Below are 25,391 nucleotides of genomic sequence, written 5' to 3' on the forward strand. Positions count from 1 at the left end.
AGATTACAAACCATTATATTGTATATAAAATCTATTTTGAGACATACCCTTATTTATATAATTTATTTAAAATTTCTTTATGTTCTTCACTTCCTATTACTTCTAATCCTGATTCTTTATTAGGAACATCACTTAAAACATATTTTTCTTTTAATTTAATAATCCGTCTTACACTTTCATCGATTCTATTCATACTTATTTGTCCACAATTCACTGCATCTTTTAAGCTTTGTAATACTTCAATTTGTTTTTTTAGAGTATGGCACACTAAAATAACATCTGCTCCTGCTTTTATAGATTCTATTGCTGCATTTTTAATAATATAGTTCTTGTCAATAGCATCCATTTCCATATCATCTGTAATTATAACTCCATTAAACTTCAATTCATTTCTTAAAATACCTGTTAATACTTTTTTAGATAAGGTAGCTGGTCTTTTGCTAATATCAATTTGAGGTAAAACAATATGAGCAGTCATTACTACATCTACCCCCTCATCAATTGCATTTTTAAAAGGAATCAATTCAAATTTATCAAGTCTTTGTTTATCGTAATTTACAATTGGTAATCCTATATGGGAATCTATATTAGTATCTCCATGACCTGGAAAATGCTTTACTACTGAAATAATATTTGCATCTTGTAACCCCTTCATAGTCGCAACTCCTAATGTGCTAACTATTTTAGGATCAATTCCAAAAGATCTATCTCCTATGACCTTGTTTTTAGGATTACTGTATATATCTAATACAGGTGCAAAATTCATGTTAAAGCCAAAAGCTTTTAATTCTGTTCCTATCACTTTACCTATTTCATATGATACTTTTTTGTCATTTACCTTCCCTATAACTTTATTTGAAGGAAATTTCGTAGCACCTTCAGGTAATCTTGTAATTCTTCCTCCTTCTTCATCAACAGTTATGAATAACGGTATCTTATTCTTTGAATTTATGTATTTTATGCTGTTATTTAAATTTAAAAGTTGTTTTGAATTTTGTATATTTCTTTTAAATAAAATAACCCCACCTATTTTATAATCCTCTACTAACTGACGCAAACCAGAATTAATCTCATATCCATTAAATCCGACAATTATCATTTGCCCCAATTTTTCTTCTAAAGATAAATTATCTATAATATCATTTAATTTCTTTTCTTCTAAATGCTCCTTATTACTAACTTCCTTTTTGTTTTGTTCTTCTATTATTTTTTTTGTTTTACCTTCTTGAAAGTTATTAGTATCTTTCATATATATCATTTTATATCCTATAATTCCTGTTAAAAATATTATCATTAAAATCAATATTCGTTTCATTTTGTATTCTCCTTGAAAATTTTCTTAGATGCCATAACATCATTCAATTTTTGTATCAATTATGTAAACATTGGTTAAATTTCTATTTTTATTATAACATTTTAAGATAAATTATTAGATAAAAATAGCCATGACTGTAATCTGTTTTTACATTCATGGCAAATATTAATAACTTCATATAGTATATAAAGTTATTTTATTATTAATTTACATCTACAAAACTAAGATTTTTTCTTAATTTTATTTCTTGACTATTTTTCCATTTACAATTACCATATCAACTTTGCTTCTTAAATCAAATGGATGTCCTGTAAAAGCAACTATATCTGCGTCTTTACCTTTTTCCAGACTTCCTACTTTGTCATCTATTCCAAGGATTTCAGCAGGATTAATAGTTATCGCTTTAAGCGCTTCTTTTTCATCTAATCCTTCTCTTGATGCAATAGCTGCACAAACTGGTAGGTATTGTAGTGGAATTACAGGATGATCTGTCATTATGGCAACTTTAATTCCTTTATTTTTAAGTATTCCTGGTGTTTCAAAAGTAAGATTTTTAAGCTCTATCTTTGATCTGTTAGATAGACTTGGTCCTACTATAATTCCTTTTTGGTAACCTTCTTTTAGATAATCACCTATAAGATGCCCTTCAGTGCAATGATCTAGTGTAATATCAACATCAAATTCCTTAGCGATTCTAAGAGCTGTTAAAATATCATCTGCTCTGTGCGCATGAGCTTTCAACGGTATTTCTTTTCTTATAACCTTTGAAAGAGCCTCCATTTTCATATCAAATTCTGGCGCTTTATCTTCTTTATTATTTGCCTTTTCTTGTTTTTTAACGTATTTTTGTGCTTTAATCAAATTTTCTCTTAAGATGGCTGCTGTTGCCATTCTTGTACTTGGACTTTTCTTTAAAGCATTATAGCACCTCTTAGGATTCTCTCCGAAGGCACACTTCATAGCCACACACTCATCTAATATCATATCATCAATTCTATCACCACAAGTTTTAATAACTGCAAATTGTCCGCCTATAACATTTGCACTTCCTGGACCTGTTGCTACAGTTGTTACTCCACCTTCTAAAGCATCTTTAAAACATATGTCCATAGGATTTATAGCATCTATAGCTCTTAACTCTGGTGTAACTGGATCAACAATTTCATTTCCATCAGCACCTTCAAAACCCATTCCATCTTCCCACATACCAAGGTGGCAGTGTGCATCTATCATTCCTGGCATAATGAACTTACCTTTCATATCGATAACTTCTACATTTTCAGGAATATCAATATTAATTCCAATGTCCTTTATTTTTCCATCTTTAATTAGTATCATACCATTTTCATAATTCTCTTTAGCCATAGTATGTATATTCGCATTTTTAATTAAAACCATGCCCATCCCCCCAGATTTCAAACATTATTCGTTTAATAAATTTCTAAAAAACCAATTGTATATTAACCGAGTATCTTTTTCACCATAGGATTGACTTTTGATCTATCAAATTTACCATTAACTTTTGGCATAATTTCCTTCATTATTTTTCCCATATCTTTTGCTGTATAACTTCCATTAGATATAATTTCTTTTAACATACCCATTACTTCCTCTTCACTTAATTGTTCTGGAAGATATTTAGTTAAAACTTCAATAGCAAAATTCCCTTCAGCTATTTTTTCTTCACTATTTAATTGCTTAGCATATTCTAATGCTTCTTTTGTTTGCTTTATATTCTTTTCTATTATTTTTACAATACCTTCATCAGAAATATCTTTTCTTTCATTAACTTCAAATGCTTTAATATCAGCACTTACCAATCTCAAAATACTTACTTTTGCTTTATCTCTTGCCTTCATTGCTGCTATTTCATCTTTTTTTAACAATTGTTTCAACATAATATATAGTTAGTAGATTTCACCTACTAACTATTCACCTCTTTTCTCTAGAATATTTTATATATTTAAATTATACCAATATTATACACAAAATCAAAGCTTCCTAAAACTTAAATTCCAAAGTTCTTAGGAAGCTTTATAATTTTTACTTTGAATATTCCTTAATTAATGTTTTTATTACTTCAAGAACAAATTGTTGACAATATTCCCCTGAATTTCTATCATAACCTTCATTATGCACTTCACTATTAGATAATATTCTAATTCCTAGAAAAGGCACATTATATGTTTTTGCAATCTGAGCAGATGAAGCTGTTTCCATCTCTTCTACTGATGTTCCATATTGTTTGTTGATCCATTTGATTCTATCTAGTTCACGGTTCCATTGATCAGCAGAACCAATAATTCCTTCTACTACTTTACCTTCTTTATATAGCTTTTCTACACTTTTAGCCGCTTTAATAAGTTGAGCATCACCTTCAAAATCTTTTAATTCCTTCATTTCACCATTTATACTTACATTGATATCCATTGGAATCCATTCTTCAGAATTAATTCCTTTACCATAGTCACTATGCTCAGATCTAAACGATCCAAAATTAATAGCTTTTTTTCCTATGACAATATCATAACGATGCAAAGCAGGATCATGTCCTCCAGAAGTTCCTTGGTTGATTATTGCTATAGGATTAAATTTTTCAATAGCTAATACTGTTGATGCTGCAGCATTTGTCATACCTATTTCTGTTTTCGCAACAACTACAGGAAATTCATCTATAGTTCCCTTCCAAAACTTCCAACCTCCATATGTTATTTCCTCAACATTTTTCAACTGTGTTATTAATTTTTGTGTTTCCACATCCATTGCTCCTTGAATTACAATTGGTCTAGAGACTTCTTGAGTTTTAGGATTAGTACACCCCATAAATGCAACTGTCATCAAAATTGCTAAAATTAATGCTAAAAAACTTTTTTTCATATTCATATCTCCTTTTCTTATGTAAAATAATATATTAAGTTCTTGGATAAGTGCTTTTTAGTTTTACATAAAAATGAAACACCTTATCTATATTCAAGCATAAGGTGTTTATTTGTCATATACGTATGACAATAAAACACTTATAGCCAAAACTATTTACGGTAGTTGGTAGAAACATTTAGCCCATATTGCTAAATTTATATAAGCGAACAATTTTTATATTTATTTGTAAAATGTTTGTATTATGTATTATACACTAGAAATTTACACATTTCAACATATAAATTTATATTTTGTTCCTTTATTGTAATTAATTATACAAATAACATTTTTTCACTAATTTTAGATACTATATTTATTTTTCATTTGAATATATGTTATAGTAACGTTATTATCTTTAATTTTAAAATTCTTAAAAAAAATCAATTTCAAATTTAATATATATTTAAAAGGTGGAGATTTAATTGAATAACTTAAAAATAAGAAATGTTTTACCAGAGGAGTTAGATTGTATTACTGAAATAGAAGCTACTTGTTTTCCAGCTGCTGAAGCCGCTCCTAAAAACGTATTTAAAGAAAGATTTTCAGTTTTTCCAGAAGGCTTTTTTGTAGCTGAATTAAACAATGAAATCATAGGATTTATTAATGGAGGAGTAACAAACGAAAATCATATACAAGATGAATTTTTTGAAACTATGAGTCTTCATATACCTAATGGAGATAATATAGCAATCTTTGGTCTTGATGTTCATCCTAAATATCAAAAAAGAGGATATGCTAAACAATTAATGAAGCATTTCATTGAATCAGCAAAAAAAAGTGATCGAAAAAATGTATTGCTTACATGTAAAAATCACTTGATAGAATATTATAAACAATTTGGTTATATTAATGAAGGTGTATCTGAATCTATACACGGTGGAGCTGAATGGTATGATATGTATCTTGAATTAAAATAGTAAAATTAATAAAATAAAAACAACTTCAAAAACTACAAATGAGTTTGTGAATTCACACAAACTCATTTGTAGTCCCATTTTTATTTATATCCGTTTTTTTTATCTCTTGCTTCATCCTCAATTTCTCTTTTCATAGAATTAAGTGCTTCTTCTCTTCTTTCATTTTTTTCTGTTAATGTTTTTTTCATTTTTTCATCATCTGTTTTTCTAATCATTTCTTCAGCAAGTTCACAATTTTGAATAGTCTTATTAATATTATATTGGATTTTATCTACATTATCTCTTCTATCATCTTGTTTATTTTTCATAACTTTATCTCTCCTTTGTTTTATTGTACTTCTTCATTAAGCAACATTATTTTAAAGGATTAATATCTGAAAGATGCAATTTTTTTTGTAGATAAACATCTTCTTTTTTATTATGGATAAAAATATGTTTTGTTATACATTCCTTAATTCTATTATCTCTTTCTCTGTAAGATTACGCCACTTGCCAATATCTATGCCATCAGTTTTTATATTGATAATTCGAATACGTTCTAGTCGCAAAACTTTATATCCAAAAGTTTTGCTCATTCTGCGAATTTGTTTATTAAGTCCTTGCGTAAGAATAATACGAAAAGTATCCTCACTTATTCTACTCACTTTACAAGGTCTTGTCCTAGTTTCACAAATTTCCACACCTTCAGACATTCCTTTCATAAAAAAATCATCAAAAGGTTTATTAACAGTTACAATGTACTCTTTCTCATGTTCATTTTCTGATTTTAAAATTTCATTTGCTAAATCCCCATCATTTGTCATTAATATTAACCCTTGGGATGCTTTGTCCAATCTACCAACTGGAAAAATATATTCTGGATAATTCATAAAATTAATTATATTGCTTTTCACGTCCTTCGCTGCAGTACATGTAATTCCTACTGGTTTATTTAATGCAATATAAATTTTATCTTTCACTGGAATAGGTTCATTATCAACAAGGATAATATCCTCCTCTTTTACCCATTGCCCCGGCTCACAAAGTTGCCCATTTACTATTACTCTATTTGCCTCAATAAGTCTATTAGTTTCTTTTCTTGAACACAATCCCAAATTACTAAAAAGTTTATTTATTCTCATTTTGAAATCTTTATCCTTTCGCTTATATCTATTTTATTTTCCCTTTTCATCTACCTGTACTTTATTCTTAATCATATTAACCCTCCTATACTTACCTTTTTGGTAGTATATTACAAAAAGTTCACTCTTATATTATTAATTATACAATGGTATACTAAAGTCGTAAAATTAAAAAGATGATACTTCTATAGGAAGCTTTATATTATGGATACACTAAAATATATGATGAAAATAATATTCACTATGAAAAATGGTAATATATTATTCTTAGTTTAAAGGAGATGTATAAATGAAAAATATAAAAGATTGTACAGTACTTAATAATGAAGTTAAAATGCCTTGGCTGGGATTTGGAACTTTTAAGGTAGAAGATGGAAATAAAATTGTAGATGCTGTTAAAAAAGCTTTAGAAATAGGTTATAGCCATATTGATACAGCTGCAATTTATGGCAATGAAGCTGGAGTTGGTCAAGCAATAAAAGAAAGTGGAATAAAAAGAGAAGAAATATTCTTAGTAAGTAAAGTTTGGAATTCAGAACAAGGCTATGAATCAACTTTAAGAGCATTTGATGAATCACTAAATAAACTCAACACAGACTATTTGGATTTATATTTAATCCATTGGCCAAAAGAATTAACTAAAGAAACTTGGAAAGCATTAGAAAAACTATATAAAGAGGGTCGAGTAAGAGCTATAGGTGTTTCTAATTTCAAAGTACATCACCTTAAAGAATTAATGGAAGATGCTGAAATTATGCCTATGGTTAACCAAGTTGAATTTCACCCTCAATTTCCTCAAACTGAATTAATAGAATTTTGTAAGAAAAATAATATTCAATTGACAGCATGGGGACCTTTAATGCAAGGTAAAATATTTGAACTTCCTCTAATGAAAGAACTTGCACAAAAATACAATAAATCTATTGCACAAATAGCTTTAAGATGGGATCTACAAATGGGAGTTGTAACTATACCAAAATCAATAAAATCTGAAAGGATTAAAAGTAATTCAGAAATATTTGACTTTGAAATATCAGATGAAGATATGAAAAGAATTTCTGAATTAAATACAGGAGTACGAATTGGTCCTGACCCTGATAATATAGATTTCTAAGGTAAAAGCTCAACTTTAACATCTAACTTTTCAAATATATTGAAAAAAAATCTGCAAATGAATTTATGAATTTACACAAACTCATTTGCAGTATTAATTCCAAATTTCAACTCTATTTCTTCCACTTATTTTTCCTCTATAAAGAGCGTTATCAGCAAATTTTATACACTGTTCTATTGTTTTACCTTGTTCAAAGAAATCTATACCTTGAGTTAAGGTGATTTTAATAGAATACTCGTTACTTTCTACAACCATATTTTCAATATCTTTTCGTATTCCTTCAGCAATCATAACAGCTTCTTCTTTTCCAATTTCACTAAGCAAAATTATAAACTCTTCGCCACCAAACCTTCCAACAAAATCTACTTTCCTAACTGAATTCTTAAGCATATTAGCAACATTTACTAAAACCAGATCTCCAGCATCATGTCCATATTGATCATTTACACTTTTAAAATAATCTATATCTACCATAACAATAGCAAAAGTTGTATTATTTTCTGCAGCTCGAAGCCATTCTACTTGAGCCTTTTCTTTAAAACCTCTGCGGTTAAGAAGTCCAGTTAAATGATCTTGTCTTATTAGTTTTTCTAGTTCTTCTGCTTGTTTTTTTAGCAATATATTATTTTCAAGAAGAACTTCATTTTTTTGTAAAATCTCCTTCTTCTGTTGAATTATTTGCTCAGTTCTTGATTGGACTTCTCTTTCAAGATATATCTGTTGTTTTTTCAGCAAACTAATCTTTCTAAAATATACAGCTAATAAAACGCTTCCAATAAAAAATACTCCGCCAACTCTAACCCACCACAATTTCCACCATGGAGGAAGGATTGTTATTTTTAAACTTACACCATTTGTATTCCATAAACCATCATCATTTGATGCTTTCACTCGAAATATATATGTGCCAGGATCAACATTTGTATATTGAGCACTACGTGTTAAATAATCACCTTTTATCCACTCTTTATCAAATCCTTCAAGCATATAAGCAAAATTGTTTTTGTCAGATTGTCTATAATTAAGTGTAGAAAATGTCATTCCAAAAGTTGCATCATTATAGTTTAAGGTAATCTCATCTGTCCTATAGATTGGTTTCGTAAGAATCCCTGATTCAGAAATTGTTACTGCCTTATGCATCATCCTAAATTCTGTAAGATAAACAGGCGGTATAAATTTATTTTCCACAATATCATGCGGATTAAAAATACTAAGTCCTTCAACACCACCAAAATACAGTTCTCCATCCACTCCTTTTAAAAAAGCACTTTGGTTAAATTCATTTCCCTGCAAACCATCTCGAACATCATACTGTTCAAAAGTTTCACTATCAGGATCAAATTTATTGATACCACAATTGGTACTTATCCATAAAAAGCCCTCGCTATCCTCAACAACTCCATATAACTCCTGATTTGAAAGACCGTCTTTTTCTGTATAGCACTTAAATTGTTCTGTTTTAGGATTAAAACAATTCAATCCACCACCATATGTACTTATCCAAAAAATGCCTTCAAAATCTTGATAAATTGCTGTAACATCGTTATGACTCAATGTATTAGGATCATTCCATGATTTCTCATATCGTTTAAATTCATTTTTGCCACTTTGTATTGCTTCTGAAGAAAGCATACTCATACCGCCACCCCATGTTCCTACCCATATGTTTCCGGATTGATCCTCCATAATTGTTTTGATAAAATTATCTCCTATACTTTGTTTATTCTCAGGATCATAAAGATATTTTTTAAATTCAATTTCTCCTCTTTCGATATTATCAGGATCAAGTCTATTTAAACCTCCACCCCATGTTCCTATCCACAGAATACCTCGACTATCTTCATAAATCGATAGAATTGAATTATTTCCAAGACTTTTTGGATCCTTAGAATTATAACTGTATCGTATAAATCTAGGATCTTTTTTAAGCCGTTCTTCAGCTGTTAATCGATTAAGCCCGTCATTCCATGTTCCAAACCACATATCGCCTCTTCTATCTTCTACCATTGTCCAAATAGTATTACCACTTATACTCGTTTTATCTTGAGGATCATTAATAAATTTCAAATCAACAGTTTTCTTATTTTTTAATCTATTAACTCCACCATTCCATGTACCAATCCAAAGAGTATCATTATGGTCTTCAAGTACAGATAAAACAATATCACTACTTAAACTTTTATCATCATTTTCATTGTGCTTAAGAATAGAAAAATTCTCCGTTGTGTAGTCCATCTTATTAAGACCATTACCATATGTTCCAATCCACAATAATCCCTGCTGATCAAAATAAAGTGATCTTACATCATTTCCGCTTAGGCTATGTGCATCACCAGTTTGTGGCATAAAACTTTGAAATTCATAGTTTTCATCCATTTTACTAAGCCCTTCACCATTAGATCCAATCCAAAGATTACCTTGAGAATCTTCTACCATAGAAGATACAGATTCATTATGCAAAATAGTTTGATTGTCTAGTTTATACTTAAAATGTTCAAAACTAATACCATTGTCATTTTCTTTCAATCTATTTAAACCATTATCGGTTCCAATAAATAAACCTCTATCCTTTGATTTAAAGATAGAAAGAACATTATTACTAGAAATACTTTCTGGATTTTCTGTGTCAAATTTAAAGTGAGTAAAACCTTCCTCTTTGTTTTTCAAATTAATATAATCTAGTCCACCTCCGTTAGTAGCTACCCAAAGACGTCCTTTATCATCTTCGTATAAATCTCGAATATAATTATTACTTAAACTATTTACATTGCTTTCATTATGTTTATATCTTTTAAATACAATTGTTTTATCATTATTATCTAGTTTACAACTGTTTAAGCCACCATTTCTAGTTCCTACCCAAAGAGTTCCTTGTGAATCTAAAAGAAGAGTTCTAACATTATTATCACTTAGAGTAGTATTCTCTTTAGGATTAAATCTATAGTTTGTAAATGTTTCTGTTGTTCTATCAAATTTACTTAAACCTCCATTTGTTCCAACCCACATAATTCCATCATCACCAAAAATAATTGTCCAAACCGAATTGTCAGAAAGTGAGTTTTGATTATCCACATCATTCTTAAAAGTACAAAACTTATATCCATCAAAGCGAGTCAATCCCCCTTGAGTTCCAAACCATAAAAATCCAAATTCATCCTGAGAAATTACATTCACTGATACCTGGGGAAGACCTTCCTTTCTACTAATATGTTCAAAATAAGCATTAATTTCCTTTCCATATGCTGTAAAAGTAACGCATATAAAAAATAGTACTATAACAATAAAAGTTTTCCTGATTATTGGCATATTCATAATAACCCACCTTATTTCTCTAATTAATACCCCTATAAATATTATTACAAATTAATAAATGTCATTGAATAAAAATATAATATAGTAACATCATAAATTCTTATTTAATATTATAACATTATAACATCCTCTTATTATGGTATTAAATACTATAAATTACTATATTTTCTTATAAATCAATATTTTTCTTGACTATCATAAATTTATAAATTAACATGATAGTAAGCTTATTCTATTTAAAGCTTAAAATATGGATTAACTTACATTCAGTAATGTTTTTTTGATATTTTCTTTACTTCAAAATTTTAATGTTTTAAAAAATAATTCTATTTATATTAAATCAAAGTTAATTTTCAGAATTTTCTTTTCTTATCATCTTCTATAATTCAAACTATTAAAAATTTCGCTTTTTACAAACAGCACTACACTAGCAAAAGTTGCGTGTTTATGCTTATATTCTTTATAATTATATCATTATTAACAATATTTGTAAGTTAATCTTTTTTATTAAATTTTGTGCATTAAGCACAGCGAAAGGAATGAAGATTTTTATGTTAAAAAAGCGAAAAGGTTCAATAGCATTAGGACTTGTATTAACTATGTTTTTTTCTCTTGCACCTACATCTTATGCATTTGCTTGGAACCCAATAAAAAAGGCTAAAAACTGGACTAAAGGTGCTGTAAAAGATGTAAAAGATGCTACAAAGGACGCAAGCGAAGCTGTAAAAGATGCTGCAGAAGATGTTGCAGATGATGTAAGTAAAGCTGCAAAGGATGCTGCAAAAGATGTAGGTAAATGGGGTAAAGGGGCCACAAAAGATATTAGCAAATGGAGTAAAGGGGCTATAAAAGATGTAGGTAAATGGGGCAAAGGGGCTATTAAAGATATTGGTGATTTTACAAAAGATAATTTTTCTGGTAATAAAACACAAAGTGAACTTGCTGCTCTCCCAGTTCTTAACTTAGATGAATCTCAAATGCTCAATGTGTTTAATCCTGGATATGGTTCTTTTACTTATCTTGATAATGTGAAAGAAAAGAAACTCTCTCCTAGTGCCTATATAAAACTTGAAAATGAACTTAAAAAATCAGATTTATCAGAGAATATTATAGATTTTATACTTGAAACTGTTTCTGGAGTTGATGGAGATAATATAGGAGGAGCTGTTGCAGATTTATTCCCTGGTTCTTTTTTGTATAGAAATGCAGTTGCAAAAGTACTCAATAATGTCATCAGTAATAAAGATTTTGTAAACATAAATCCATACACAGACGCAATTAAATCAAAAAATTGTCTAGAAGGATTTAGTGCACATTATGACATTCCAATAGATAAAAATAGTAATCTTCAAAGTAATTTACTACTTGTTGTTACTGGCGTAAAATATGGCTCAAGAGATGATTTTAAGATAGCTGTAAGTACTATAACTAAGAATGGAAAAGAAACTAAAGTACCCGTTGTTAAAAAAGCACTTAATGGAAAAGAAATTGCTTTTGAAGCAAAGCTTAATGGAATAGATAATAATATTGATAAAATAAGAATTTCATATAATAATAAATTTAATAAACCTAACGATCCAGTAAGACTTATTGCAAATGGAATACAAGATGCTATAAATGGAGCTATACCTATTGGTAACCCTATTAGCAATGATACTAGGGATAAGATTATTAAAGTTCTTAATAAGCATGCCCTTGATAAATTTGGTGGAGAGCATGATACATCAGCTATTACTACTGAGTATATTATTGGGGAAATACCTTATGTAGGAACTGCTATTCAAGCTATTGGAGGAACTAATTGGCTTACAAAACAAATAAGAAAAATAAAGGGGAAAATACAAGTAAAAAGTTATGCAGAAATTTCAGATGCAAAAATATTAGTTAAAAAATATAATTCAGCATCAGAATTAAATAATTCAGTTAACAATGCTACCGATACTAATACTAACACTATATTAAAAACTACTGCATATGATTTTTCAAGCAATACACCAAAAATAAAATGTTTTGGTGAAACATGGTTCAATAATTCAACTAGAAACGAAGGACAATTAGTATGTCAAACACCTGTTAATGGACACGGATTAGCTATAATAGATGAAAATAATTATAGTGATTTTGCAGCAGAAACTATGATAAGTGTATCCGGTACAGGTAATGCAGGTCTAGAATTTAGAATTAATAATGTTATAGCTAATAAAAATCAATTCCAAGGTTATATGGCAGGTATAACTGCAGGCAATAATGGAACAGGTGAAGTATTTTTAGGTAGACACAATTTCGGTTGGAAACAAATAAAAAATGTTAAAACAACTATAGCCCAAGGTAAAGAATATAAGCTTAAAGTAGTAGCTGTGGGAACTACTATACAAGTATATTTAAATGATAAGTTGATGATTAATGTAAATGATGATTCATATAGAGATGGTTACATTGGTTATCATGTATGGAATACCAAAGTTACTTTTGACAATCTTGTTATAGCAGAACAAACAGCTGTAGACAATATTGAATATAATTTTTCTAGTAATAAACCTAGCATGGAATATTATAGTGGTAATTGGGATTATTATGAAAGCACTAGTTCTACACAATTAAGATGTATAACAGGAAACAAAACTAACTCTTTATCTACACTAGAAGATAATACTTATTCTGACTTTTTAGCATCTACTACTGTAACTACACTTGATAAAAATGGTAATGCAGGACTAGAATTTAGAATAAACAATATAAAGGCTCCTAACAATCAATTTCAAGGATATTTGGCAGCTATAAAAATAGGTGATAATGGAAAAGGTCAGATATTCTTAGGGAAAACTGACTATGGCTGGAAAAGAATCAAAACAGTTAATACTACTATAACACAAGGATTACAATACAAACTTACAGTATTAGCAATAGGAAATAATATTAAAGTATATTTAAATGGTAATTTAATGATAGATGTAAATGATTCATCATTTGCAAATGGTTCTATTGGATATGATGCATACAATAATATAGCCTTTTTCGATAATCTTGAAATAACACCTATTAAAAAATAAGTAAATTAACAACACTAACTAAAATAAATCTTAAAATTCATTTATTAATTTAATCAAAACAACTGATAATAAAAAAGTTCTAAGCTTTAGATTATTTCCTAAAGCTTAGAACTTTTTCAACTGAAATTTATCAGTATAAACTCTTATACCATACATTCATACTTTCCAAATCACCAGAAATATTAGTATTATTAATTAACGTGCCTCCATATTCATAGTTGGATTTTGCAAAAGTAATATTCATGCCATATGATATAGCTCTTGCAATAGTAAATGCAGTAAAAAAACTATTTTTTCTCATTTTTTCTTCCATTTTAGAGAGCAAAAATGTACTAAAACCATTTCCTCTGTATTCAGGTAATGTAGCAAAATCAGTCATTTCAACACTTTTAGATGAATAATCCATTTCTGTAGATGCTAAAGATACAATTTTTTCTTTGTATTTTATAGAAAAATAAATAAAATTCTCATTCATAGTTTTTTCTATGTATTTTTCATCATGAATAGGAAATGGATAAGTTTCAAATACCTCTTTGTATACTTTGCATATCTGTTCTATATCATTTAATTGGCAAATTTGAAACTGGTACTCTTCTCCAAGTTCTATTTGTTTCTTAATTTTATTTTTTGCACAAGATATATCAATAATTTTTTTCATTTCACTTTCTTGTTTTATACTAGCTCTTTCTTCACTAAAATATTTACTAGCAAAAATCACATCTTCAATACCATTATAAAATCTAGGAATAGCAGCTTCCTCAATATATCCTGACTTAATAAACTCACCTTTTAATGAATACGGTATTTTAGCAAATGTTTTAGTATATTGATTTTTCTTAACCATATCATCTAAAACTGGTATTATATTTTGAAAATCCCATTTATCTAATTTCATTAAATAAATCCTATTATTATATTTGCCATGATTAATTATGGAATTACCTATTTTCTCTGTTTTATCATAATTAATCTTCATTATCTTCTCGCCTTTGTAATCTATTATTATTTTTGGGAATCAACGATATGGTATCATTGGAATCCATTAAAAGTTTCTCTATCCCTACAGCTCTATATTCATCAGATTCATCTGTATTCTTAAGGAGCTTACACTCCTCACAGCCTTTACTGCAATCAGGATTTTTATAGTTATCAGGTTCTTTATATGATGTAATTATACCCTCATAATTTCTTAAAATAACTTTATTTGGTGCAGAGGAAATGAGATAATTAGGCATAACTCGTATCTTTCCCCCTCCACCTGGAGCATCAATTACATATGTTGGAATTGCAAATCCACTTGTATGACCAATCATACGTTCCATAATCTCTATACCTTTAGAAACAGGAGTTCTAAAATGAGCTAACCCTTCTGATAAATCACATTGATATAAATAATATGGACGAACTCTATTTTTAACTAATTGTTGACAAAGCTTCTTAATAATTTCTGGACAATCGTTTACTCCAGCCAGCAAAACGCTTTGATTTCCAAGTGGTATACCACCATCTGCTAGTTTCCTAAGTGCTTCCTTTGAGGATTTGGTAAGCTCTCTTGGATGATTAAAATGAGTATTTACCCATACAGGATTATGTTTTTTTAACACTTCTACTAATCCATCTGTTATTCTATATGGTAGAACTACTGGTACTCTAGAACCTATTCTAATCACTTCTACATGAGGAATCTTTTGAATCTCAGTTAATATCCAATCTAAATTTTCATCACTTAATAATAATGCATCTCCTCCTGATAATAAAACGTCTCTTATTTGAGGAGTATTCTTTATATATTCAATCCCTTTTTTTAGTTCCTCTCTATTAGGAATAGATGATACATCTCCCACTTTTCTTTTTCTTGTACAGTGTCTACAATACATGGCACAAACATTACTTATATGAAATAACACTCTATCTGGATAGCGATGTGTTATTCCAGGAGCTGGACTATCTTTATCTTCATGGAGTGGGTCTGCCATTTCATGATTTCCAACTAATGATTCATTTATAGACGGAAAAGACTGTAAAAATATTGGGTCATTTTTATAATCTTCTGAATCAATTAATGATAGATAATACGGAGTTATAGAAAGAGGGAATGTTGACGTAATTTCCTCTAGTTTTTTTCTTTCTTCATCATTAAATTTTATATTTAAAAGTTTCTCAAAAGTACTAATATTAGTTATTGAATTCTTAATTTGCCATTTCCAATCTTTCCAATACGAAAGACTCTTGTTTTTATAATTTTCTTCAAGCTCTTTTAATTTTTCTTCTCCTACTAATTGCATTGTTAACCTCCTACCATATAGTCTCATTTTTATTATTACAGTTATATAGAAATCTATTCTGATTACTTAGTAATTAAAGGTATTAAAGTATACTTTGAGCATAAAAAAAGACTATGAAGTTTTAAGCTATATTAGCTCTCTTCATAGTCTTCTCTTTAATCCTTTTATCTAATCAACTTTCATCTTTAACTATATATTATTAATAAAGTATTTACTTATTAATAATACTTTTACTCCCCATAAAAGTGGCAATGAAATATGCACCATAAATTGAAACAACAAATCCTGCTGTAAGAAATATGCTTCCTAAAATATTTACTTTAGCAGAATATTCAATCAAATCATGAGCAACTGTTAAACCCACAACAGAATGAACAACTGCCAAGCTCAGTGGTAATACAAAGTAACAGGCTATTTGCATGAAAAGTGCTTTATTAATCATCCCTCTATCTACTCCAAGTTTTAATAACAAATCGTATCTTTTCTTGTTATCAGCAGCTTCGGAAAGCTGTTGAAGTGCCAGTATTGCTGCACTTGTAATTAAAAATACAAATCCAAGATAAATTGCAAGAAAAGAAACTAAAGCTTTTGTAGATATAGATTGCTCATATATTTTTGCTTTTGAAATAAAATAGCTAAAACTCCATTCTTTATGATCTACTGCTTTCATATATTGAGAAAGTTTATCTTCTAACTCAATTGCTCCTTCTAAATTAAAGCAATCCATATTGGCATACACATAACTTGGCTTCATATAAGAAATTATGCTATCATCAACAACAAAATATGTTGGTGAAAAATTATTAATAGAACTTTTTTGAACTTCTCCTTTTGGAAATACTTTCTTACCAGCAATCTCAATAGGAAAGTTGTTTTTTACTCCTTCTTCAAGCTTCGGCAAAATCATTTCATCATTTGACACAATAATATATGAATTTTCATTTAATGTTAAAGGCTTCATATCCATCATTGATAGAATCTCATTGTAATCTTTTAAGCTGATAAATTCCATAGAATGTTTAACCTGGTTTTTTCGCATTTCTGAGGCATATTCAAATGTATCCTCTAAGTATATACCCTTTGCTGCATATTCAATATATTCATCATATTCCTTAATGTATTCACTTCCTTTTATCTCTTTTGGAAGATTATCAATAATAGATTTTGGTGTTTCCTCAAACTTTGCATGAAATGTGAAATCAAATGGAACAGATTTTTTCAAATCAGTAGAAAGTATATTTTCCATACTAAGCCCAGTAGAAAATATTCCTATAGTTAATAGCAGAAGAATGCAAACTACAGACATAGATACAAAGTTTGTATTAATTTTGCTGTTAAGCTGTCTTAAAACAAACATATTTAAATTCTTAAAATAAAGATTTTCATTTTTCTGTATCAGCTTTATTAAAAATCCTGTGAGAGAAAAGAAAAATAAAATCGTTCCAATTGTTCCAAGTATGATTGAACCAGTAAACATCCAGTCTAAATCCATCATTCCATTTTTTATAATAAGGTAATATGCACCGCCTAAACACATAAGAGATATAATAAATAATCCAAATGAAACCTTTATATTTTTAATTTTCAAAGTTTCATTTTTTCTATCACCATAAATCAAATCAATAAGTTTATATTTTGAAATCGCCACAGTATTAAATACTATAACTGTTATAAATATAACCCCAAAATATAAAATGCTCTTTACTACTGCATCTCTAGAAAAGACAAACTCGTATGCAGTTAAGTCAACCTCAAATATTTTTGCTGTAAATACTGACATAAACTGTGATAAAAACACACCTGAAATAAGTCCTATTATCAAAGCAAACAATGCAATCACTGAGGTTTCCAAAACAAGAATAGTTGAAATTTTACCTTTTTCCATACCAAGTGCAAGATAAATACCAAGCTCTTTTTTTCGGCGTTTAATAAAAAAGTTGTTGGCATATACAATCAGGAAACCCAAAACAATAGCAACAAATATAGAAATATATTTCAGTACTTGTGTCAGAGTCTTCATTGCAGCATGTTGTGTTTTAGTAACTTCCATAATTCCCTGTTGAGCTTCAATGGAATTAAACATATAAAAAACGCATACTCCAAATGCCAATGTAAAAAAATAAATTGCATATTCTTTAAAGCTTTTTCCAACATTTTTGAAGGCAAGTTTAGTTAACATTGTTTATGTCACCTCCAAGAAGAGTAATTACTTCCATAATTTTATTAAAAAACTCTTTTCTTGTATCATTTCCTTTAATAATTTCATTGAATATCTTTCCATCTTTAATAAAAAGAATTCTTTTACAGTAACTTGCTGTAAAAGCATCATGAGTTACCATTAAAATAGTAGCATTCATTTCATCATTTAGTTTTTCAAAGCTTTCAAGCAGCATTCTTGCTGATTTTGAATCCAATGCACCTGTAGGTTCATCTGCTAAAACAAGAGATGGATTAGTAATAATTGCTCTTGCACTAGCAACACGTTGTTTTTGTCCTCCTGACATTTGATATGGATATTTATTTAAAACATCTTTTATGTTTAGTTTCTCTGCAACTTCTTGCACTCTCTTCTTAATCTGATTTGCTGGAATCTTTAATATAGTGAGCGCAAGTGCAATATTTTCGTAAGCAGTAAGTGTATCCAGCAAATTAAAATCCTGAAATATAAATCCAAGTTTTTCACGTCTGAATTTAGATAATGCTTTTGATTTAATTTCAGTAATATCTTTGTTATCAATATGAATATGTCCTGATGTTACTGAGTCAATAGTAGATATGCAGTTAAGTAGTGTGGTTTTGCCACTGCCTGATGCACCCATTATTCCTATATATTCACCTTTGTTTACATCAAAGCTTATATTATCTACAGCTTTTGTAATATTACCTTTTGCGCCATAGTATTTTTGAATGTTTTGTACCTTTAAAATTATATCCATTATTAGTCCTCACCTTTCTATATTATCTTGTGTTAAAATTAATCCGATAAATCCTTCAAAATTATTCTATAAGTTATAAGCTTAATTCACCTTAGATTTAGCTTACATTTAACTTACAGTTTTGTAAGAAAACAAAATGAGCCGTATTTCTACGACTCAAAAAATATAGTTTTATCCTTTGGAAAGATAATATTTACTGTTGTACCTATTTCTTTTTTAGACTCAACTTCAAGTCCTAAGTGCATTTTTTCGCAAAGCTTTTTGCAAAGATATAAACCTATTCCCGTTGATTTAGCAAATTTACGTCCATTTTCTCCTGTAAATCCTTTGTCAAATATTTTTGATATATCCTTTTCACAAATACCAATTCCGTTATCGAAAATAGAGAGAGTAATTTGATTTTCTTTTTCTTGTGACGAAAAGGAAAGAGATAAGGGGTTTTTTTTATATTTGATGCTATTTGAAATTATCTGACCTATAATAAAATCAAGCCATTTTGGATCTGAAAACACTGTATAGCATAAATTGTTAAGCTTTATCTCTATTCTATTTTGAATAAGCTGTCTAGAATATTTTTTGATAACTAATTTCACAAAGCTTTCAAGATTAATATTTCTAATAGAATAATCCTTTTCAACATTAGTACTTCTTGCATAATAAAGCGCCTGTTCCACAAAAGAATCTATTTTTTGTGTTTCATCTATTATACTTTTTGTTACTTCACTTTTATTATTCTCACAAATAAGATCGATGCAAGCAATGGGTATTTTTACCTCATGAATCCAAGTTTCTATATATTCTCTATATTCTTCCTGTGATATTTTATAACCTGCAATTTCATCATTCATTGCTTTTGTTGCTTGCTGCAGAATATCTGTTAAAATTTTACCCTCTATAAAATCAGGTGATTCAATCATCTGGCTAATAAACTGTTTTTGTTCCATTGCATTTAGTGTATAATAAAGATTATTATAAAAACTCCTCTTATACAAAAATTCTATTATTAATGTTGATGTAGTAATTAAAATTATACAAATAATCATAAATATTATTGCAAAGCTACCTATCTTCATTACTGACAGCAAACTTCCCAAAAATATGATAATAATTCCCTGCGAAAATATAAAAGGTATTTTTTCCTTAAAAAAGCTTATCATTTTCATATCATATATCCTTGTGCTCGCTTGGTTTCAATTAACCCCTTTATACCAATATCTTCAAGTTTTTTGCGAAGCCTGTTCACATTTACTGTTAACGTATTGTCATCTATAAATTCATCGGATTGCCAAAGCTCATTCATAATATCATCACGATAGACAATATTGCCTTTATTTCTCATTAAAATAGTTAAAATCCTTAGTTCATTTTTTGTAAGCTCCGTTTCTTTTTCTTCAAAGCTGACAATGCTTTTTGAGATATTCAGCATAACATTGCTACTCTCAATTATTTGATTATCTATATTTGATTCTGCTCGTTTTAATACAGCACTAATATGGGCAAGTAATATTTGTGTATTGTAAGGCTTTGTGATAAAATCATCTGCTCCTAAATTCATGCTCATCAACTCATCCATATCGCTATTTCTGCTTGTTACAACAATAATAGGAACAGAAGATCGTTTTCTTATTTCTCTACACACATGATAGCCATCATAATATGGAAGATTTATATCCAAAAGAATTAGGTTTGAATTTGATTTTAATGTTTCTTCAACGATATTTTCAAAATCATCACTATAGCTGCACTTGTATCCGTAGGTATTTAAAAGCTTTGATAATTCTTCTCTTAGTGTAACATCATCTTCTATAATAAATATTTTTGACATTTCATCATCCTCCTACATTAGTACTGATAGACTCAATTAAATCTTAGATAAAAAGCACAGTAAGTATTCAATACTTCTTGTGGATTTTTCTTTATATTTATTAAGCCTCTTATAATTCAAGAAGCTCTAGGCACTCATCAACCCACTGAATATTACATTTAGCTGTAAAATAACCTCTTTTTATTGCCATTAGCCAATATATCTTCTCTCCTTTTTTTCCAGTTAATTGTTCTCGATAATCAAGTTTTCCTTCTGCCTCTTTCAATCTTTTAGAAAATTCTTTGTTAATTTGTCTATACTCAATAAGCTCTTTTTTTAAAATATCTTTATCTCCATTTGACCCCAAAAATACTCTCATAGTCATTTCATCACGCATTTTCATAGTATTCTTCGCTGAATGTTCATCGAGCCAACGAATTAGTTCTCTTCTACCATCATCAGCTAGTGTGAATACTTTTTTATTCGGTTTATCCTTTTGTACTACATGTTCTGAAGTTACCCACTCTTTTTTCTCAAGAGTATCTAATTCTCGATATATTTGACTAGTTTGTGTATTCCAAAAGAAATTTAGTGATTCACTAAATAACTTCATAACATCATATCCTGTCATTGACCCATATTCCAATAATCCTAGTATTCCATGTTTTAGTGACATCTTAATCCTCCTAAATTTTTCATCGACTCATAATCTAATATTCCATATGTATTATATTATATATATGGAATATTATACATACAAGAATTTTTTATTAAACCTATAATGCTCAAACTATTCTTTCTATAAAAAGAGCTGTCTCGCTCTAGAAATTAGTTTCTACTTTGAGACAGCATCTTTATATTTTGAGAGTTTATTAAAATACATCATTAAAAAAGTTAAAAATTTCTTTTTCATTAGTTAATTTTCCTTTATTCTTTATTAAAATTCAAATTAATACTTTCAAAATTTTGATCAGTTTCATCTTTTCTCTTTCTACGCCTTCTACGACTTAGAGATAAACCACCAAACCCACTTATGATAGCCATACATGTTTACGTTATAATTTCATAATTATCCCTCCATATAATTTTTAACTTTATCTCTTTAATATTAATTAAATTTTTTTATGGTTAAGTTACTTTCTCACCCTTCCTCCTGCTACATATTTAGGATACCAATTAGAAAACCAATTAGTAAATTTCAATGCACCAAAAGTTAATATATATATAGCTGGTGTAAATTCTAATAAACTAAATTCTTTCAAAATAGCAAACAAAATTCCCTGTATAATAAATATTACACTCCAGAATAATGTTAAAACTTCATTTGTCTTAGTAAATAAGATATTTTCTTTAATATTCCCATTAAAATTAAACTTTGAATAGTCAGATGTCAGTGGTGTTTCATTGAACAGTGAAGCACCCCATATTAAAGCTATAGCAAAATAATTGATAAGGGTGCCATCTGACTTAAGTAATGAACTTCCAACAGTTTGAACTATTGCTAGTATACCAAAATATTGAAAACTCATTTGCTCAAAATAAGTAACTTCTTTATGCTTTTTCTTGGCAGTTACTATTAAGCAACTAAGCAGCAACGGAATCCAAACACCAAAGAAAGTACTAAAAGTAATACATGACCATGATATAATCCAAGGTATAAAGGTGATTCCCATCCATTTTTGTCCTTTTATTCCCAGAATTTTATCCTTCTTAGACTCTTCCTTTGACTCACTAGCTTCTTTTGAATCATCTGATCCAAAAATTTTACCCATAGCCATCATGAAATTCAGATCTCCCTCAATACGATAAAGGCCATCCATCATAGCTTTTGCACCTTCTAGTTCCCCATTTGAAATTTTAAGCCATATATCATAAGTAGTTATAATTTTTGTTGTAAAAGAATTACTGGCACCTTCATATAACTCACATACTTGATCTTTGATTATAAAATGATGCGTTTCTTTTAAATCTGTAAACTCAATTTCAAGTATGGAATTTATTCCTTTAGCATTCTCACTGACAAAGCTTTGTCTCATAAGCTTCAGATATGAAAGTCCCTTTTGTTGCTTATTATTTTGTGCTCTTTCATCAACATTTGTCATAATTTCAGTTTCTACGTCATTATTAATATCCCAGCTTAAATTTGCAATTTCAATAAAATCATCAACAGGAATTAAAGGTTGATTAAGAATTTCTTTTGTACTAGATTCAATTTTTCCATTTCTAGCATATTCACTTCCAGCTTGTTCCAAAGCATCTGAATACCACTTTAAACGTCCCTTCATAGTATTTTGTGATAATAATTCACCCATTACACAACAAATACTTTCATCTACATTATTTTTTGTAATTTTATCAAATGATTCTTTTAATATATCGAAGTTGCTAAAATGAGGGAAACCACAATTAGAAATAATTATGTTTTTACTTTTAATTCTTTTATATCTTACTGGATGAGTATATTCACCATCTTTTTCAACAATAAATGGTTCCGCTAAAGGTAATGTTCTTTCAACAAATGTTTTTAAAATTGATGTCATACCATAATGATATATAGGTGTTCCCCATATTATTAAGTCTGAATCAATTAATTTTTGTAATAAATTCTCCATATCATCTTTGTGTATACATTTTCCTGGAGTTTTAGTCCAACAATTAAAACATCCTATACAATTTTTTATATTTTCCTTGTGAAGTTCTATATACTCTATTTGACTTTCTAATTCAACAGATTGATAACCCTTTAAAAAGCTATCAATTATTTTAGCTGTATTTCCATGCTTTCCTCTAGGACTTCCATTAACAACTGTTATTTTTTTCAATTTATTACCCACTCCTCTGATTCAATTAACTAGAGGCCTCTTCAGCCCACTGAATATTGATATAGCTGTAAAATAATCTCTCTCAATTTTTAATAGATGCATTCTTATATTCCACATATATTATATTATACATGTGGAATATAAGAATGCAAGAATTTTTTACTAAAACTTCGAAATTCTTTAGATATTCTTAAAGCAAAAATTGATATTTTCTTCCTCATATGCTAATCTATCATATGAGGTGTTTAAGATGAAAAAATCACTAAAAGTTGTCGGTGCAATAATTGAAAATGATAATAATGAAATACTATGTGCTCTTCGTTCTCCTAAAATGACACTTCCTAACATGTGGGAATTTCCTGGTGGAAAAGTTGAAGCAAATGAAAATTTTGCCCAAGCTATAGTAAGAGAAATTGAAGAAGAATTGAAATGTTCTATTGAATATAAAGAAATATTTAATGATAATACCCATGAATATGAAAAGTTTACTGTAAACCTAATAACAATCAAATGTAAAATTAAAGATGGTAAACCTACTGCTGACGAGCACTCTAAGATTATATGGCTTAAAAGAGAAAATCTTGAGTCCTTAAGATGGGCACCAGCTGATGTTCCTGCAGTAAAACAATTAGCAAGTGAAAAAGTATAGTTTTAATCTTGTGTATTACTTAATACAAGTATATAGAAAAATCCCATAAAATCATTTAATTTTAAGTAACATGCATTATAATGGATGTAAAATACAATATGTTTAAAACTCTAATACTCATAATAATTTAATATTTTATAGAATATATATATATAAGATTTACTAATATATAAGGTAGGTGAAGAGTCTGGTTAATTAAATCAGGCTATTTTTTGAATAATTTAATTTATATGCCTATTTATCTAAATGAAAAATTATTACTTTCAATATATCCTATAGTAATAGATGGATATATTGAAAGTAAATCTATAAAATCTACGAAAGACAAAAGTAATTCTTTAAAAATATCAAAAGATTGTAAACATCAACACTCTAACGATCATAAAGTATCAAACAATAATAAAGATCATAATAAGACAAAGGACCTTTCAGAAACTACAACAGATGATTCTTCTGGAACATTAGATGATAAACATGCTAATAAAAACGAATTAACAATAAAAAAAATATATACTAAATTTTATTTATTTCATGACTTGAGAAATACTATGATAAATACAAATATGCTAAGGCATATTACAGAACTAGATATTATTAATAATAATATCCAGTCAGGAGAATATGTGGAATTTGATTCAAAAATTACATCAGAGTCAACCTGTAACGGAATAATAAACTTAATAAATATTATACATGAATATGATTCTAAAGAACTAGATAAATTATTAAAAAATACAGAAACCCAAAATTCTCTTACTAATTATACTATAATAGAAAGGCAACTTGAAAATTTTAAAAAACTATTGGAAATGAATGATTCAGATAATATTGTAATGCAATTTAATAAATGTAAAGCAGTATTAAATATTGATAAAAAGTGTTTTTATAGTAGAAACATATATGACAACTCAAATTTTTCCTGTAAAGTATTGTGTAAAGTTTTAAGATGTATAAACAATAATGACAGTATCTGCTTGTTAGATAAAACAGGTATGCAGGATTATTATAAAGATTACATAAAATCATTAGATCCTTACTTAGATATACTAAAGGAAAATAATATAGTTATACCTGAAAATATAATAACAGAAATAACAGGACCAGCTATACAGGTAATTCCAATGGGCATATATGTTTAGATTTAAAA

20 protein-coding genes and 1 riboswitch are annotated in these 25,391 nt (G+C 28.5%); of the genes, 5 read left to right on the forward strand and 15 right to left on the reverse strand.

What is annotated here, in order from left to right:
- Positions 1–49: 49 nt before the first annotated feature.
- The 4 genes from nagZ to OW763_RS01120 form a co-directional block, all read right to left on the reverse strand.
- The gene (gene nagZ, locus OW763_RS01105; protein ID WP_268039220.1) at positions 50–1,315 is read right to left on the reverse strand and encodes a beta-N-acetylhexosaminidase; all 1,266 of its coding nucleotides are present in this window, start codon (positions 1,313–1,315) and stop codon (positions 50–52) included.
- Positions 1,316–1,555: 240 nt separating this feature from the next.
- Entirely contained in the window at positions 1,556–2,713 is a 1,158-nt protein-coding gene (locus OW763_RS01110; RefSeq protein WP_268039221.1) for an amidohydrolase, read from the reverse strand.
- A gap of 62 nt (positions 2,714–2,775) precedes the next feature.
- Positions 2,776–3,201: a GatB/YqeY domain-containing protein gene (locus OW763_RS01115; RefSeq protein ID WP_268039222.1), complete on the reverse strand. Its 426-nt coding sequence runs from the start codon at positions 3,199–3,201 to the stop codon at positions 2,776–2,778.
- A 157-nt stretch (positions 3,202–3,358) separates the two neighbouring features.
- Complete coding sequence (locus OW763_RS01120) at positions 3,359–4,192, reverse strand: 5'-methylthioadenosine/S-adenosylhomocysteine nucleosidase (protein WP_268039223.1); 834 nt, start codon at positions 4,190–4,192, stop codon at positions 3,359–3,361.
- A gap of 123 nt (positions 4,193–4,315) precedes the next feature.
- Positions 4,316–4,417: riboswitch (purine riboswitch) on the reverse strand.
- Positions 4,418–4,656: 239 nt separating this feature from the next.
- Here OW763_RS01120 and OW763_RS01125 point away from each other — a divergent pair.
- On the forward strand, positions 4,657–5,151 hold the full coding sequence (locus OW763_RS01125; protein ID WP_268039224.1) for a GNAT family N-acetyltransferase: 495 nt from the start codon (positions 4,657–4,659) through the stop codon (positions 5,149–5,151).
- An 80-nt stretch (positions 5,152–5,231) separates the two neighbouring features.
- On the opposite strand, the gene tlp is transcribed toward OW763_RS01125, so the two are convergent.
- The gene (gene tlp / locus OW763_RS01130; RefSeq protein WP_268039225.1) at positions 5,232–5,459 is read right to left on the reverse strand and encodes a small acid-soluble spore protein Tlp; all 228 of its coding nucleotides are present in this window, start codon (positions 5,457–5,459) and stop codon (positions 5,232–5,234) included.
- 132 nt (positions 5,460–5,591) lie between these two features.
- Entirely contained in the window at positions 5,592–6,272 is a 681-nt protein-coding gene (locus OW763_RS01135; protein WP_268039226.1) for a pseudouridine synthase, read from the reverse strand.
- Between the two features lie 289 nt (positions 6,273–6,561).
- Here OW763_RS01135 and OW763_RS01140 point away from each other — a divergent pair, with 289 nt between their 5' ends.
- The gene (locus tag OW763_RS01140) at positions 6,562–7,386 is read left to right on the forward strand and encodes an aldo/keto reductase (protein WP_268039227.1); all 825 of its coding nucleotides are present in this window, start codon (positions 6,562–6,564) and stop codon (positions 7,384–7,386) included.
- A 93-nt stretch (positions 7,387–7,479) separates the two neighbouring features.
- Here OW763_RS01140 and OW763_RS01145 read toward each other — a convergent pair whose 3' ends face one another.
- Positions 7,480–10,698, reverse strand: a complete 3,219-nt coding sequence (locus OW763_RS01145) for a ligand-binding sensor domain-containing protein (RefSeq protein ID WP_268039228.1) — start codon at positions 10,696–10,698, stop codon at positions 7,480–7,482.
- A gap of 551 nt (positions 10,699–11,249) precedes the next feature.
- Between OW763_RS01145 and OW763_RS01150 the strand changes: the two genes are divergently transcribed.
- Positions 11,250–13,748, forward strand: a complete 2,499-nt coding sequence (locus tag OW763_RS01150) for a 3-keto-alpha-glucoside-1,2-lyase-like domain-containing protein (protein ID WP_268039229.1) — start codon at positions 11,250–11,252, stop codon at positions 13,746–13,748.
- A gap of 130 nt (positions 13,749–13,878) precedes the next feature.
- Here the strand turns inward: OW763_RS01150 and ablB are convergent, their stop codons facing one another.
- The 8 genes from ablB to OW763_RS01190 form a co-directional block, all read right to left on the reverse strand.
- Positions 13,879–14,724, reverse strand: a complete 846-nt coding sequence (gene ablB, locus OW763_RS01155; protein ID WP_268039230.1) for a putative beta-lysine N-acetyltransferase — start codon at positions 14,722–14,724, stop codon at positions 13,879–13,881.
- The gene (kamA, locus tag OW763_RS01160; protein ID WP_268039231.1) at positions 14,714–16,033 is read right to left on the reverse strand and encodes a lysine 2,3-aminomutase; all 1,320 of its coding nucleotides are present in this window, start codon (positions 16,031–16,033) and stop codon (positions 14,714–14,716) included. The genes ablB and kamA overlap by 11 nt, the downstream gene beginning before the upstream one ends.
- 211 nt (positions 16,034–16,244) lie before the next feature.
- Positions 16,245–18,212, reverse strand: coding sequence for an FtsX-like permease family protein (locus OW763_RS01165; RefSeq protein ID WP_268039232.1), 1,968 nt, complete (start codon positions 18,210–18,212; stop codon positions 16,245–16,247).
- Positions 18,202–18,969, reverse strand: a complete 768-nt coding sequence (locus tag OW763_RS01170; RefSeq protein ID WP_268039233.1) for an ABC transporter ATP-binding protein — start codon at positions 18,967–18,969, stop codon at positions 18,202–18,204. Before OW763_RS01170 ends, OW763_RS01165 begins: the two co-directional genes overlap by 11 nt.
- Before the next feature lie 149 nt (positions 18,970–19,118).
- Positions 19,119–20,132 (reverse strand): sensor histidine kinase, encoded by a 1,014-nt coding sequence (locus OW763_RS01175; protein WP_268039234.1) that lies wholly within the window; start codon positions 20,130–20,132, stop codon positions 19,119–19,121.
- Complete coding sequence (locus OW763_RS01180) at positions 20,129–20,794, reverse strand: response regulator transcription factor (protein WP_268039235.1); 666 nt, start codon at positions 20,792–20,794, stop codon at positions 20,129–20,131. The genes OW763_RS01175 and OW763_RS01180 overlap by 4 nt, the downstream gene beginning before the upstream one ends.
- 109 nt (positions 20,795–20,903) lie before the next feature.
- Complete coding sequence (locus tag OW763_RS01185) at positions 20,904–21,449, reverse strand: PadR family transcriptional regulator (RefSeq protein WP_268039236.1); 546 nt, start codon at positions 21,447–21,449, stop codon at positions 20,904–20,906.
- A gap of 457 nt (positions 21,450–21,906) precedes the next feature.
- Entirely contained in the window at positions 21,907–23,595 is a 1,689-nt protein-coding gene (locus OW763_RS01190) for an NAD(P)H-dependent oxidoreductase (protein WP_268039237.1), read from the reverse strand.
- 250 nt (positions 23,596–23,845) lie between these two features.
- Here OW763_RS01190 and OW763_RS01195 point away from each other — a divergent pair, with 250 nt between their 5' ends.
- Positions 23,846–24,244: a (deoxy)nucleoside triphosphate pyrophosphohydrolase gene (locus tag OW763_RS01195; protein ID WP_268039238.1), complete on the forward strand. Its 399-nt coding sequence runs from the start codon at positions 23,846–23,848 to the stop codon at positions 24,242–24,244.
- Positions 24,245–24,456: 212 nt separating this feature from the next.
- The gene (locus tag OW763_RS01200) at positions 24,457–25,383 is read left to right on the forward strand and encodes a DUF6414 family protein (protein WP_268039239.1); all 927 of its coding nucleotides are present in this window, start codon (positions 24,457–24,459) and stop codon (positions 25,381–25,383) included.
- Positions 25,384–25,391 lie beyond the last annotated feature (8 nt).

Origin of the sequence: Clostridium aestuarii, assembly GCF_026735135.1 — a bacterium.
GTDB lineage: Bacteria > Bacillota > Clostridia > Clostridiales > Clostridiaceae > Clostridium_H > Clostridium_H aestuarii.

Bases quoted from the DNA above. Each gene is read 5' to 3' on its own strand.
- nagZ (WP_268039220.1), bottom strand. From the start codon at position 1,315: ATGAAACGAATATTGATTTTAATGATAATATTTTTAACAGGAATTATA.
- OW763_RS01110 (WP_268039221.1), bottom strand. From the start codon at position 2,713: ATGGTTTTAATTAAAAATGCGAATATACATACTATGGCTAAAGAGAAT.
- OW763_RS01120 (WP_268039223.1), bottom strand. From the start codon at position 4,192: ATGAAAAAAAGTTTTTTAGCATTAATTTTAGCAATTTTGATGACAGTT.
- tlp (WP_268039225.1), bottom strand. From the start codon at position 5,459: ATGAAAAATAAACAAGATGATAGAAGAGATAATGTAGATAAAATCCAA.
- OW763_RS01135 (WP_268039226.1), bottom strand. From the start codon at position 6,272: ATGAGAATAAATAAACTTTTTAGTAATTTGGGATTGTGTTCAAGAAAA.
- OW763_RS01140 (WP_268039227.1), top strand. From the start codon at position 6,562: ATGAAAAATATAAAAGATTGTACAGTACTTAATAATGAAGTTAAAATG.
- OW763_RS01145 (WP_268039228.1), bottom strand. From the start codon at position 10,698: ATGAATATGCCAATAATCAGGAAAACTTTTATTGTTATAGTACTATTT.
- OW763_RS01150 (WP_268039229.1), top strand. From the start codon at position 11,250: ATGTTAAAAAAGCGAAAAGGTTCAATAGCATTAGGACTTGTATTAACT.
- ablB (WP_268039230.1), bottom strand. From the start codon at position 14,724: ATGAAGATTAATTATGATAAAACAGAGAAAATAGGTAATTCCATAATT.
- kamA (WP_268039231.1), bottom strand. From the start codon at position 16,033: ATGCAATTAGTAGGAGAAGAAAAATTAAAAGAGCTTGAAGAAAATTAT.
- OW763_RS01165 (WP_268039232.1), bottom strand. From the start codon at position 18,212: ATGTTAACTAAACTTGCCTTCAAAAATGTTGGAAAAAGCTTTAAAGAA.
- OW763_RS01170 (WP_268039233.1), bottom strand. From the start codon at position 18,969: ATGGATATAATTTTAAAGGTACAAAACATTCAAAAATACTATGGCGCA.
- OW763_RS01175 (WP_268039234.1), bottom strand. From the start codon at position 20,132: ATGAAAATGATAAGCTTTTTTAAGGAAAAAATACCTTTTATATTTTCG.
- OW763_RS01180 (WP_268039235.1), bottom strand. From the start codon at position 20,794: ATGTCAAAAATATTTATTATAGAAGATGATGTTACACTAAGAGAAGAA.
- OW763_RS01185 (WP_268039236.1), bottom strand. From the start codon at position 21,449: ATGTCACTAAAACATGGAATACTAGGATTATTGGAATATGGGTCAATG.
- OW763_RS01195 (WP_268039238.1), top strand. From the start codon at position 23,846: ATGAAAAAATCACTAAAAGTTGTCGGTGCAATAATTGAAAATGATAAT.